The sequence below is a fragment of the Staphylococcus sp. NAM3COL9 genome (assembly GCF_001431205.1).
Taxonomy (GTDB): Bacteria; Bacillota; Bacilli; order Staphylococcales; family Staphylococcaceae; genus Staphylococcus.
In genome coordinates this window covers 473,336-485,844 of sequence record NZ_LGPC01000011.1, presented here as the reverse complement: position 1 = coordinate 485,844, position 12,509 = coordinate 473,336, and the positions used below count along the sequence as shown (strand labels likewise).

The following is a 12,509-nucleotide window of genomic DNA, read 5'->3' as shown; positions in this document are numbered from 1 at the left end:
GTATGATCGGATTAGTTGTTATCGTCGTCATAGTAGTAATAGCTTTGTTATTACTATTTTCATTTGTTCCAGTCGGATTATGGATTTCAGCAATAGCTGCAGGCGTTAAAGTAGGTATTGGAACATTAGTTGGTATGAGACTTCGTAGAGTTTCACCACGAAAAGTTATCTCGCCATTAATTAAGGCACATAAAGCTGGTTTGAATTTAACAACAAACCAACTTGAATCACATTACTTAGCAGGAGGAAACGTTGACCGAGTTGTTGATGCTAACATTGCAGCACAAAGAGCGGACATCAATTTACCATTTGAACGTGGTGCAGCTATTGATTTAGCTGGCCGTGACGTATTAGAAGCTGTTCAAATGTCAGTTAACCCTAAAGTAATAGAAACACCATTCATCGCAGGTGTAGCGATGAACGGTATCGAAGTAAAAGCTAAAGCGCGTATTACTGTTCGTGCTAACATCGCTCGTTTAGTAGGTGGTGCTGGTGAAGAAACAATTATTGCGCGTGTTGGTGAAGGTATCGTATCAACAATTGGTTCTAGTGAACACCATACACAAGTTTTAGAAAACCCAGATAATATTTCTAAAACAGTACTTAGCAAAGGTTTAGATTCTGGTACAGCGTTTGAAATCTTATCAATAGATATTGCTGACGTTGATATCAGCAAAAACATTGGTGCAGACTTACAAACTGAACAAGCACTTGCTGACAAAAACATTGCACAAGCTAAAGCAGAAGAACGTAGAGCAATGGCTGTAGCGCAAGAACAAGAAATGAAAGCTAAAGTTCAAGAAATGCGTTCTAAAGTTGTTGAAGCAGAAGCAGAAGTTCCGCTTGCTATGGCAGAAGCTTTACGTTCTGGTAACTTAGGCGTTAAAGATTATTATAATCTTAAAAATGTTGAAGCAGATACAGGCATGAGAAACTCAATCAACGAACGTACGAACCAAAAAGATGATGAATCACCGGAAAATTAATTAGGGGTGATTAAATGAATATAGCTATTATTATCTTTGTAATATCTGTGATTGTTACAATAGTCAGCGCTATTAGCGATAATAGTCATAAAGAAAGAAAAAACCAAAAACCACCAATTAACAATCAACCTAATCGAAATGGTCAGCCACCTAAAAAAGGCGGTTTTCTTGAAGAAATTGGTAAAGCATTCAAAGAAATCGAACAACAAATGAATGAAGGACCAACGAGTAAAGATATTGAACAACAACCGCAAAAACGTGCGGAACCTACAAGACCAGTTGAAACTAGAGTTGAAAAAATGGAATCGCCAAATCCTCAACAATCGACTCGAACAATGCGTACAGATAACGAGACTGAAGCAGAAAAGCTAAAGCGTTCGCAAGAGCAAAAAGAGGATAAACTGCGAAAAGAACTTGAAGCAGATTTAATGGGCGAATTACAAGATGTGCGTACAGAAATAGATCGTGAAAACGAGAAAAAACTGAAGAGAACTGAAAGACGAGCACGTGCTATTATTTCAGATAAATATTTATCTGAGAGAACAAAACGTTTTCGTTTAAAACAGTTAATGGATGCACAGTCAATTCAGATTCCAATTACCAATGAAAAATACAGGTTTGCAGAAGATGAAGTTGTAAATGGTATTATTTGGTCAGAAGTATTAGAAAGACCAAAAAGATTATAGCACAGTATAGTCTATAAATTAAACGCCTTATGGAGTCGATATATGATAACTCTGTAAGGCGTTTTTGTGTTTTTACAATAATTTCAATGAAAATATAACCATGATAAATTAAACTAATAGCTCACGACTAATAAAAATGTAAACTTCATGTAAAATTTGATAAATGAGTCTCTATTTTAATACACTTTGAAATAATATATAGTTAATTCGTGATACAATGATGGTGTAATCATCAATATATGATTGAATTGTTAAATGTTTAAAATAATATAGTGAATGATAATAATTTTTGTAAGTTAAAATCTAACAAGATAAAATAAGAGAAACGAATATATTTGTAAAGGAGCACCTATATGCCTGGAATTATTCAAATAGATGACATCAATGAAGCTCAAGCGCTCATTGGTAATAACGATGATCACCTTAAATTAATTGAGGAAGGGTTTGATGTCATTGTACATGCTCGAGGTCAAGAAATTTCCGTAAAAGGAGAGCAAGTAGAGCATGTTAAAAAAGCAGAATCAGTACTCATTAACCTTTTGAAAGTCATTCAACAAGGTATTTCAATCTCTTCAAAAGATGTTGAAGCAGCAGTGAAAATGGCGAATAATGGTACGATTCAATACTTATTAGATTTATATGAAGAAGAAATAACTAAAGATGCATATGGAAAGACCATCCGTGCAAAAACAATGGGACAACGTATGTATGTAAATGCTATGTATCACAATGATTTAGTGTTTGGCGTAGGACCAGCTGGTACTGGTAAAACCTTCTTAGCTGTTGTTTATGCTGCGAAACAGTTAAGAAAAGGAAATGTTAAACGTATTGTACTAACAAGACCTGCAGTGGAAGCAGGAGAGTCTCTAGGCTTCTTACCAGGAGATTTAAAGGAAAAGGTAGATCCATACTTAAGACCTCTATATGACGGTTTAAACACTGTTTTAGGAAGAGAACAAACAGCTCGCTTTATAGAAAGAGGCATCATAGAAATTGCGCCCCTAGCTTATATGCGCGGAAGAACATTAGATGATGCTTTTGTTATTTTAGATGAGGCACAAAATACTACACAAGCACAAATGAAAATGTTCTTAACGCGACTAGGTTTTGATTCGAAAATGGTAGTTACTGGAGACCAAACTCAAATAGACTTACCTAAAGGAGTTAAAAGTGGTCTTAAAGAAGCAGTTAAAAAATTAAAAGAAGTTAAAGGTTTAAGTGTGCATTATCTAGATCAAAGTGATGTTGTACGTCACCCATTAGTAAGTAAAATTATTGAACGCTATGAAGGAGAAGAGTAAATGTTTACAATAGACTTTAGTGATCACACTGAAATAGTTAAAAGTGAATGGTTAACTCAAATTGACAAACTCCTCACTTTTGCAAAAGAACAAGAACAAATTGATAGTGATGCGGAGTTATCCGTAACTTTTGTAGATAAAACTGAAATTCAAGAAATTAATAAAATATATCGTGATAAAGATAAAGTAACAGATGTTATCTCATTTGCTTTAGAAGAAGACGAACCAGAAATTATTGGTCTTGATATGCCAAGAGTATTAGGCGACATTATTATTTGTACTGACGTAGCTCAGGAACAAGCTGATTCTTATGGTCATTCTTTCGAAAGAGAATTAGGCTTCCTTGCGCTCCATGGTTTCTTACATCTATTAGGTTATGATCATATAGATGAACAGGACGAAAAAGAAATGTTTGGACTACAAGATCAAATTCTAAATGCTTATGGTTTAACAAGGGATTAGAGGTAGACATGAAACGTTTTAAATACGCTTTTCAAGGTATGTTAGTACTATTAAATAAAGACAGTAAATTTTTAATGCATCTTTTATTAGGGCTTGCCACTGTCATTTGTGGTGTTGTTTTTGGTATTAGTCAATTAGAGTGGCTTTTTATTATTATAGCGATAGGTATTGTACTTGCTTTTGAAGCTATCAATACAGCAGTAGAATATGTGGTTGATTTAGTTACAGGTGATTATAATATATTAGCAAAAAAGGCTAAAGATATCGCTGCTTTTAGTGTTGTGATAGCTTCTATTACTGCACTTGCTGTTGGACTCGTGGTTTTTTTACCATATGTGTTCTAAATTGTAGTGCAATTTTATAGAATTTGTTTATACTTAAAGAACAAAGTAATTAAACATTAAACAGATAATAAAGTGGATTTTTTTAAATAACACTTAATATTTGAATAGGAGCGTGTTAACTATGGCTTATCAATCACAATATTTTACAGAAGTAAGAAATGCTCAAGCCAATTCGTATTCACCATATAGTAATTTTAAAGTTGGTGCATATTTAAGAACTAAAGACGGTAAAGTTTATCATGGAGCAAATGTTGAAAACGCAGCATACTCAATGGCAATTTGTGCAGAGAGATCAAGCTTGGTTGCTGCAATATCAGATGGTTATAGACCAGGTGATTTTGAATCAATAACAGTTACTGTTGATGCAAGTTCGCCAGCTTCACCATGCGGCGAATGTCGTCAGGTGTTAAAAGAATTATGCGATGATGATATGCCAGTATATATGACTAATCATAAAGGCGATATGATAGAATCAACCGTAAATGACTTATTACCATTAGGATTTTCTGGAAAGGATTTAAATTAATGACAAGACATAAATCAGGATTTATATCAATTATAGGTAGACCCAATGTTGGGAAATCTACGTTTGTTAACCGTGTAATCGGACATAAGATAGCTATTATGTCTGATAAAGCACAAACCACTAGAAATAAAATTCAAGGCGTTATGACACAAGAAGATGCTCAAATCATTTTCTTAGATACACCTGGTATTCATAAACCGAAACATAAATTAGGAGACTATATGATGCGTGTCGCTACGAACACGTTATCTGAAATAGATGCTATTATGTTTATGGTAAATGTAAATGAAGATATAGGTCGTGGTGATGAGTATATTATGGATATGCTTAAAACGATTAAAACACCTGTCTTTTTAGTATTAAATAAAATTGATTTAGTACATCCAGATAAACTTATGCCAAGAATTGAAAAATACAAAAAATATATGGATTTCACTGAAATTGTACCGATTTCAGCACTAGAAGGTTTAAATGTAGATCATTTTATAAATGTAATAAAATCATATCTACCAGAAGGACCTAAGTACTATCCAGACGATCAAATCTCTGATCACCCAGAACAATTTGTTGTTGGAGAGTTAATTCGTGAAAAGATTTTACATTTAACGAGCGAAGAAATCCCTCATGCTATTGGTGTAAACGTAGATCGCATGGTTAAAGAAGATGAAGATAGAGTTCGAATTGAAGCAACGATATTTGTTGAACGAGATTCACAAAAAGGTATTGTTATTGGTAAAGGCGGTAAAAAACTTAAGGAAGTTGGTAAACGTGCACGCCAAGATATCGAGATGTTACTAGGATCTAAAGTTTATCTAGAACTTTGGGTGAAAGTTCAAAAAGATTGGCGCAATAAAGTTAACTTCATCCGTCAAATGGGTTATTTAGAAGATCGAGATTAATTTGGGAGTCGGTGAGCTAATGTGTTAATCAAGCAAAAAGGTATCATTATTAAAACGGTTGATTATGGCGAATCCGATAAAATTATCACAATTATAAATGAGCATGGTGCAAAAGTACCGCTAATGGTGCGAAGAGCTAAAAAAAGCAAAAGTGGTTTACAAGCTAATACACAATTATTTGTGTATGGCTTATTTATTTATTCTAAATGGAAGGGCATGGGAACACTGAGTTCTGTTGACGTAATAGACCAAAATTACAACCTTCGTTTAGACATTTATGAAAGTAGCTTTGCGAGTTTAAGCGCTGAAACAATTGACCGCTCGATTGAAAGTGATGAAATTTCTCAATATAGCTATGATTTATTACATTTTGTATTGTCGAAAATTAAAGATGGTGTATCTGCCCAACTCATGTCAGTCGTTGTTCTATTAAAATGTATGACAACATTTGGTTTCAATGCAATTTTTGACAAATGTGTAGTTACTGATAATAATGATCAATCTATTTTAATTGGTTATAGTTTTAAATTTGATGGTGCTATTTCCGCGAATGTACAACATCAAGATCCACATGCACTAATTTTAATGAATAAAACACTTTATCTATTGGATATATTGCAAAAATTGCCAATTAGTCAAATGAGTTCTTTGAGTATTCATGATGATGTGGTAGATGAAATGTCAGAATTAATGATTATGCTATATAGCGAATATGCAGGTATGTTTTTTAAAAGCCAAAAGTTAATTAACCAGCTGCATAGATTAGATAATAATCTGTAATTATCTATGTATTAGGAGAACGTAAATTTTAAAAAGAGTGCACCTTGGATTTTATTCAAGGTGCACTCTTTTTATATTGATAATATAAATTATTTCAGTTTGTTGAATACATGAAAAATGATGAATTCTATTGAATTAAAATAGAATTCATCATTTTATTATTTATCAGTTATATCACAGATGTGTATTTTATTATAAATTTAGAATTTCACTTTTTCTGTTAAGAATGCTTCTAATTCTGAAATTGGCATACGTACTTGTTCCATTGAATCACGGTCACGTACTGTAACTTGTTGATCTTCTAATGAATCAAAGTCAAATGTAATACAGTAAGGTGTACCGATTTCATCTTGACGGCGGTAACGTTTACCAATAGATTGTGATTCATCGAAATCTATTGCAAAGTTAGCACTGAGTTCTTCAAATATTTTAATTGCTTCACTAGATAATTTTTTACTTAATGGCAAGATAGCCGCTTTATATGGAGCTAGAGCAGGGTGGAAGTGTAATACAGTTCTAGAATCTTTACTTCCTTCAACGCCTTCCTCACTATATGCATCACATAAGAAAGCTAATGTAACACGATCAGCACCTAAAGAAGGTTCGATACAATATGGAATATATTTTTCGCCAGATTCTTGATCGTGGTATTGGAAATCTTCACCTGAATGTTCACTGTGTTGTTTCAAGTCGAAGTCTGTACGACTTGCGATTCCCCATAATTCACCCCAACCGAATGGGAAACGATATTCAATATCTGTTGTAGCATTAGAATAGTGAGATAATTCATCTGCGTCATGATCACGTAAACGTGTAGCTTCTTCGCTTAAATTCAAGTCTTTTAACCATTGACTTGCAAATGTTTTCCAATAGTTATACCATTCAATTTCTTCACCAGGCTTACAGAAGAATTCTAATTCCATTTGCTCGAATTCACGTGTTCTGAAAATGAAGTTACCAGGTGTAATTTCGTTACGGAATGATTTACCAACTTGACCAATACCAAATGGTAATTTTTTACGCATTGTACGTTGTACATTTTTATAGTTTACGAAAATACCTTGTGCAGTTTCTGGACGTAAGAAAATTTCATTTGTTGAACTTTCAGTTACGCCTTGGAACGTTTTGAACATTAAATTAAATTGACGAATATCAGTCCAATTGGCTGTACCACTTACAGAACAAACAATACCTTCTTCATCGATAATACGTTTCATTTCGTCAAAACTTAAACCATCAGCTACAAAGTTTTCATCGCCTTTAACATTTGCCATATGATCTTCAATAATTTTGTCAGCACGATAACGAATCTTGCTGTCTTTGTTATCGATCATAGGGTCATTAAAGTTACCTAAGTGACCTGAAGCTTCCCAAGTTTTTGGGTTCATTAAAATGGCTGCATCAATACCAACGTTATATGGTGATTGAGTGATGAATTTTTGCCACCAAGCTTTTTTAATATTGTTTTTTAATTCTACTCCTAGTGGACCGTAATCCCATGTATTTGATAAACCACCATAAATATCACTACCAGGGAATACAAAACCTCTATGTTTCGCTAATGAGACAATTGTTTCCATATCTTTTGTCATAAAAAACACTCCTTTTTAACATAAAAACGCCCCAAGACAAAGAAAAAGCCAAAAAAACTTAATCATTGTCTTGGGACGAGTTAATCATTTTTAATCACATATAAAATATACATGTTTACTTAAATTATTCTTGATAACCCGCGGTTCCACCCAACTTAGTGTGTACACTCGCTTTTATCTGTCATTTAATTGTGGCCAATGAGTCTTGTTAAGCTTTCACTATCCCTAACTCGCTTTGATTTTAATATTAATGTATTGTGTGCTTATTAGCAAGTAATTATACGTATTTGTAGCAATTAAAAATTCCATGTATAATTAAGAAGAATGAGTGAAGGGGTGAAGTACAATAGAACTAAGTAAAAGACAACAGCAAATAGTTGAAATTGTCAAAAACAACGGTCCTATAACTGGTGAGCATATAGCAGAAAGACTTAGTTTGACACGTGCAACATTAAGACCTGACTTAGCCATTTTAACAATGTCCGGTATTTTAGAAGCTAGACCACGTGTGGGTTATTATTATTCTGGTAAGCCAAAGAATAAATTGTTAGCTGATCAATTAAAACAATATATAGTGAAAGATTATGCATCGCATCCTGTTGTGGTTAAAAATGAGATGTCAGTTTATGATGCAATATGTACAATATTTTTAGAAGATGTCAGTACGTTATTCGTAATCAATAGTAATGGAGATTTTATTGGTGTTTGTTCGCGCAAGGATTTACTAAGAGCATCAATGATTGGTGAGGATATACACACAATGCCTGTAAATATTATGATGACACGTATGCCGAATTTAAGCTTTGTTCTTGAAGATGAAAGGGTCGTTTTTGCAGCCAATTTAATGATTGAAAAAGAAATTGATTCATTACCCATCGTAACAAAAAAAGAAAATGGAAAGTATGAGGTCAAAGGACGTATATCAAAAACTACAATCACAAAAATCTTTGTATCATTATTAAACGAATAGGTGGTATTTAACTTATGGAAAATATAAAAATGATAGTCGCATCAGACTCGGTAGGAGAAACAGCTGAACTTGTTGCAAGAGCGTGTATTTCACAATTTAATCCAAAACAATGCGATAGTGAAATTAATAGATATCCCTATATTGAGACTTTAGAAAATGTAGATGAAGTTATCCAAGTAGCCAAAGATACAGAAGCTATTGTTGTTTACACACTAGTTAAACCTGAAATAAGAAAATATATGGAATCAAAAATTAAAGAAGAGGAAATCAAATCTGTAGATATTATGGGTCCACTAATGAATATCCTCTTAGACAAAATTGATGAACAGCCTTATTTTGAACCAGGTTTAGTACATCAATTAGACGAAGCCTATTTCAAAAAAATTGATGCAATTGAATTTGCTGTAAAATACGATGATGGCAAAGATCCAAAAGGACTAACAAAAGCTGATATCGTGCTCCTAGGAATATCTAGAACTTCAAAAACCCCACTATCACAATATCTTGCTCACAAAAGTTATAAAGTGATGAATATACCTATCGTCCCAGAAGTAACACCACCCGATGATTTATTTAACGTGGACCCATCAAAATGCATTGCTTTAAAAATAAGTGAAGAAAAACTAAACCGTATTCGCAAAGAACGTTTAAAACAACTCGGTTTAGGTGACAGTGCTAGATATGCAACTGAGCAACGTATTGAAGAAGAATTAAATTACTTTCACGAACTCGTGGATAAGATAGGGTGTCCAGTTATTGATGTTTCTGATAAAGCGATAGAAGAAACTGCAAATGATATTATTAGCATTATTGAGCAAAATAGTTTCAAAAATCAATAAAAAAAGCTATAATGTTGTAATTAATGTCTAATAGGTGATTAAGTTGCGAATAGAACAATCAACAATAAATGAAATAAAAGATAAGACTGACATACTCGACTTAGTAAGCGAGTATGTCAAATTAGAAAAAAGGGGACGCAATTATATTGGTTTGTGTCCTTTTCATGATGAAAAAACACCGTCATTTACAGTGTCAGAAGACAAACAAATTTGTCATTGTTTTGGTTGTAAAAAAGGTGGGAATGTTTTTCAGTTTACTCAAGAAATTAAAGATATACCTTTTACAGAAGCAGTAAAAGAATTAGGTGAACGTGTAAACATTGAAGTTGAAACTGACCAAAGTGCTTCAGGGCAAGATGATACACATCAAGTCGCGTCTGAAGATTTGCAAATGATTGAAATGCATGAACTTATGCAAGAATATTATCACTATGCATTGAAGAAAACAGTTGAAGGTGAAGCAGCTTTAAATTATTTAAAAGAACGTGGATTTACAGATGCATTAATTGATGCAAGAAAAATTGGATATGCACCAAAGAATTCTCATTTCTGCCATGATTTTTTACAAAAGAAAGGTTACGACATTCAATTAGCTTATGAATCGGGTTTATTGTCTAGAAATGAAGAGAACTTTAGTTACTATGATCGATTTAGAGATCGAGTTATGTTTCCACTGATGAACGCTCAAGGTAGAACAGTAGGTTATTCCGGTAGAACATATACCAATCAAGAACCCAAGTATCTTAATAGTCCTGAAACACCCATCTTCCAGAAAAGAAGATTGTTATACAATGTTGATAAGGCTAGAAAGTCGATACGAAAAAATGATGAGATTATATTATTAGAAGGATTTATGGATGTTATTAAAGTTGACCAAGCAGGAATCAAACAAGTCGTTGCCAGCATGGGTACACAAATTTCACAAGAACATATTGCCTTCATAAAAAAACTTACATCTAATGTAACTTTAATGTTTGATGGCGACTTCGCAGGTAGCGAAGCAACATTGAAATCAGGTCAAGCATTATTAGAACAAGGGTTTAATGTTTTTGTGGTACAACTTCCAAAAGATATGGATCCAGATGAATATATTGGGAAACACGGCGCTGATGCATTTAACTATTATGTAGAACATGAAAAGAAATCATTTATTTTATATAAAGTGCATATACATCAAGATGAAATAGACAATAATGATTTATCTTATGAAAGATATTTAAAAGAGATAACAAATGACATATCACTCATGAAGTCATCGATACTTCGTAAAAAGATATTGCAAGAAGTATCGGAATTGTTTAAAGTTAGCTTGGATAGTCTAAATAATGAAGTAGGACAGCAACAAGATTATTATCAACCTCAAGTGTATCAATTACCAACAGTCCCACAATTTAATAACTTAAACAAAAACGAAAAAGCAGAACGTGCTTTATTAAAACATTTTATGAATGATAAAGACACTTTCTTGAATTATCACAAATTACTTCAAGTAGAAGACTTTACAAATGAGTATTTTAAGCGTATATTTAATATTTTACACCAGTTTTACTCTGAGAATGATATATTTAATATTAGTGACGTTTTACAGTACATTGATTCCAATGAAATCAAGGAAGCATTTATATCATTAGACAACTATATGATAAATGAAGAACCATTTGAATATGAAATTGATGACTATGTAAATACACTAACATCTAATAGAAATGAAGAAACGATAGAATCGCTTAATCATAAGCTACGGGAGGCTTCAAGGTTAGGTGATTTAGAATTGCAAAAATATTATTTAGAAAAAATTGTAAATCATAATAAAAATAGAATGAATTAATTCAATAATGAATGTATGTGTATATTAATAGGATTAACAGCCTGTATACTAAAATGTGATTTTAATTCAGTTTTATAAATTTTGACTATAAAATATTTTGGTATCAAGTTGATATTATATATTCGGGAGGCCTTTTCATGTCTGGAAATAAAGTTAAAGTTAAAAAACAAACCATCGACCCATCTCTAACTTTAGAAGATGTAAAAAAACAATTGATTGAAAAAGGTAAAAAGCAAGGACACTTGAGTCATGAAGAAATTGCTGAAAAAATGCAAAACTTCGAAATGGATTCTGATCAAATGGACGAACTTTTTGACCAGTTAACAGATAATGACATAAGTTTAGTTAACGAAAAAGATAGTTCAGACAAAGATTCAAAATTAAATCCCAATGATTTAAGTGCACCTCCAGGTGTGAAAATAAATGATCCAGTCCGTATGTATTTAAAAGAAATCGGACGAGTAAATTTATTGAACGCACAAGAAGAAGTTGAATTGGCTAAAAGAATTGAAAAAGGCGATGACATTGCTAAATCACGTTTAGCTGAAGCAAATTTACGTCTCGTAGTAAGTATAGCCAAAAGATATGTAGGCCGCGGTATGCTCTTCCTTGACCTGATACAAGAAGGTAATATGGGACTTATTAAAGCCGTGGAAAAATTCGATTTCAATAAAGGTTTTAAATTTTCAACATATGCAACATGGTGGATACGTCAAGCTATTACGCGTGCAATTGCTGACCAAGCACGTACGATTCGTATACCGGTTCACATGGTTGAAACAATTAATAAATTAATCCGTGTACAAAGACAATTATTACAAGATTTAGGCCGTGATCCAGCACCAGAAGAAATTGGTGAAGAAATGGATTTACCACCTGAAAAAGTAAGAGAAATACTGAAAATAGCTCAAGAGCCAGTTTCTTTAGAAACACCTATAGGTGAAGAAGATGACAGTCATTTAGGTGACTTCATAGAAGACCAAGAAGCCCAAAGCCCTTCAGATCATGCAGCTTATGAGTTGTTAAAAGAACAGTTAGAAGATGTGCTTGATACACTAACTGACCGTGAAGAAAATGTATTACGCTTACGTTTTGGATTAGATGACGGTAGAACTCGTACATTAGAAGAAGTTGGTAAAGTGTTTGGAGTAACTAGAGAACGTATTCGTCAAATCGAAGCTAAGGCACTTAGAAAATTAAGACACCCAAGCAGAAGTAAACGTCTAAAAGACTTTATGGACTAACTTTTTAGCTCTTTTGTACAACGTTGTACAAAAGAGCTTTTTACATATACAT

13 protein-coding genes are annotated in these 12,509 nt (G+C 33.0%); 12 read left to right on the top strand and 1 reads right to left on the bottom strand.

Annotation, left to right across the window (positions count from 1 at the left end; translation table 11 throughout):
- Positions 1–2 precede the first annotated feature (2 nt).
- The 8 genes from floA to recO all read left to right on the top strand — a co-directional run bounded on the left by floA (position 3) and on the right by recO (position 5,984).
- Complete coding sequence (gene floA / locus ACA31_RS05290; RefSeq protein ID WP_002507475.1) at positions 3–986, top strand: flotillin-like protein FloA; 984 nt, start codon at positions 3–5, stop codon at positions 984–986.
- A gap of 14 nt (positions 987–1,000) precedes the next feature.
- Positions 1,001–1,672 (top strand): hypothetical protein, encoded by a 672-nt coding sequence (locus tag ACA31_RS05285; protein ID WP_057512316.1) that lies wholly within the window; start codon positions 1,001–1,003, stop codon positions 1,670–1,672.
- Positions 1,673–2,025: 353 nt separating this feature from the next.
- Complete coding sequence (locus ACA31_RS05280; RefSeq protein WP_057512315.1) at positions 2,026–2,973, top strand: PhoH family protein; 948 nt, start codon at positions 2,026–2,028, stop codon at positions 2,971–2,973.
- On the top strand, positions 2,974–3,435 hold the full coding sequence (gene ybeY, locus ACA31_RS05275; protein ID WP_057512314.1) for an rRNA maturation RNase YbeY: 462 nt from the start codon (positions 2,974–2,976) through the stop codon (positions 3,433–3,435).
- An 8-nt stretch (positions 3,436–3,443) separates the two neighbouring features.
- Positions 3,444–3,779: a diacylglycerol kinase family protein gene (locus ACA31_RS05270; RefSeq protein ID WP_057512313.1), complete on the top strand. Its 336-nt coding sequence runs from the start codon at positions 3,444–3,446 to the stop codon at positions 3,777–3,779.
- 121 nt (positions 3,780–3,900) lie between these two features.
- Positions 3,901–4,305 (top strand): cytidine deaminase, encoded by a 405-nt coding sequence (cdd, locus tag ACA31_RS05265; protein ID WP_057512312.1) that lies wholly within the window; start codon positions 3,901–3,903, stop codon positions 4,303–4,305.
- On the top strand, positions 4,305–5,204 hold the full coding sequence (gene era, locus ACA31_RS05260; RefSeq protein WP_057512311.1) for a GTPase Era: 900 nt from the start codon (positions 4,305–4,307) through the stop codon (positions 5,202–5,204). The genes cdd and era overlap by 1 nt, the downstream gene beginning before the upstream one ends.
- 21 nt (positions 5,205–5,225) lie before the next feature.
- Positions 5,226–5,984, top strand: coding sequence for a DNA repair protein RecO (gene recO, locus ACA31_RS05255; protein ID WP_057512310.1), 759 nt, complete (start codon positions 5,226–5,228; stop codon positions 5,982–5,984).
- A gap of 200 nt (positions 5,985–6,184) precedes the next feature.
- Here the strand turns inward: recO and ACA31_RS05250 are convergent, their stop codons facing one another.
- Complete coding sequence (locus ACA31_RS05250; RefSeq protein WP_057512309.1) at positions 6,185–7,576, bottom strand: glycine--tRNA ligase; 1,392 nt, start codon at positions 7,574–7,576, stop codon at positions 6,185–6,187.
- Between the two features lie 346 nt (positions 7,577–7,922).
- On the opposite strand from ACA31_RS05250, the gene ACA31_RS05245 reads away from it, so the two are divergent.
- The 4 genes from ACA31_RS05245 to rpoD all read left to right on the top strand — a co-directional run bounded on the left by ACA31_RS05245 (position 7,923) and on the right by rpoD (position 12,457).
- Positions 7,923–8,546, top strand: coding sequence for a helix-turn-helix transcriptional regulator (locus tag ACA31_RS05245; protein ID WP_082587051.1), 624 nt, complete (start codon positions 7,923–7,925; stop codon positions 8,544–8,546).
- A 14-nt stretch (positions 8,547–8,560) separates the two neighbouring features.
- Positions 8,561–9,385 carry a pyruvate, water dikinase regulatory protein gene (locus tag ACA31_RS05240; RefSeq protein WP_057512308.1) on the top strand — a complete coding sequence of 275 codons (825 nt, stop codon included), beginning with the start codon at positions 8,561–8,563 and terminating at the stop codon, positions 9,383–9,385.
- Positions 9,386–9,428: 43 nt separating this feature from the next.
- The gene (gene dnaG / locus ACA31_RS05235) at positions 9,429–11,213 is read left to right on the top strand and encodes a DNA primase (protein WP_057512307.1); all 1,785 of its coding nucleotides are present in this window, start codon (positions 9,429–9,431) and stop codon (positions 11,211–11,213) included.
- A 137-nt stretch (positions 11,214–11,350) separates the two neighbouring features.
- Entirely contained in the window at positions 11,351–12,457 is a 1,107-nt protein-coding gene (rpoD, locus tag ACA31_RS05230; RefSeq protein ID WP_057512306.1) for an RNA polymerase sigma factor RpoD, read from the top strand.
- Positions 12,458–12,509 lie beyond the last annotated feature (52 nt).

Excerpts from the sequence above, each read along its gene's own strand:
- floA (WP_002507475.1), top strand. The coding sequence starts at position 3 with ATGATCGGATTAGTTGTTATCGTCGTCATAGTAGTAATAGCTTTGTTA.
- ACA31_RS05285 (WP_057512316.1), top strand. The coding sequence starts at position 1,001 with ATGAATATAGCTATTATTATCTTTGTAATATCTGTGATTGTTACAATA.
- ACA31_RS05280 (WP_057512315.1), top strand. The coding sequence starts at position 2,026 with ATGCCTGGAATTATTCAAATAGATGACATCAATGAAGCTCAAGCGCTC.
- ybeY (WP_057512314.1), top strand. The coding sequence starts at position 2,974 with ATGTTTACAATAGACTTTAGTGATCACACTGAAATAGTTAAAAGTGAA.
- ACA31_RS05270 (WP_057512313.1), top strand. The coding sequence starts at position 3,444 with ATGAAACGTTTTAAATACGCTTTTCAAGGTATGTTAGTACTATTAAAT.
- cdd (WP_057512312.1), top strand. The coding sequence starts at position 3,901 with ATGGCTTATCAATCACAATATTTTACAGAAGTAAGAAATGCTCAAGCC.
- era (WP_057512311.1), top strand. The coding sequence starts at position 4,305 with ATGACAAGACATAAATCAGGATTTATATCAATTATAGGTAGACCCAAT.
- ACA31_RS05250 (WP_057512309.1), bottom strand. The coding sequence starts at position 7,576 with ATGACAAAAGATATGGAAACAATTGTCTCATTAGCGAAACATAGAGGT.
- ACA31_RS05240 (WP_057512308.1), top strand. The coding sequence starts at position 8,561 with ATGGAAAATATAAAAATGATAGTCGCATCAGACTCGGTAGGAGAAACA.
- rpoD (WP_057512306.1), top strand. The coding sequence starts at position 11,351 with ATGTCTGGAAATAAAGTTAAAGTTAAAAAACAAACCATCGACCCATCT.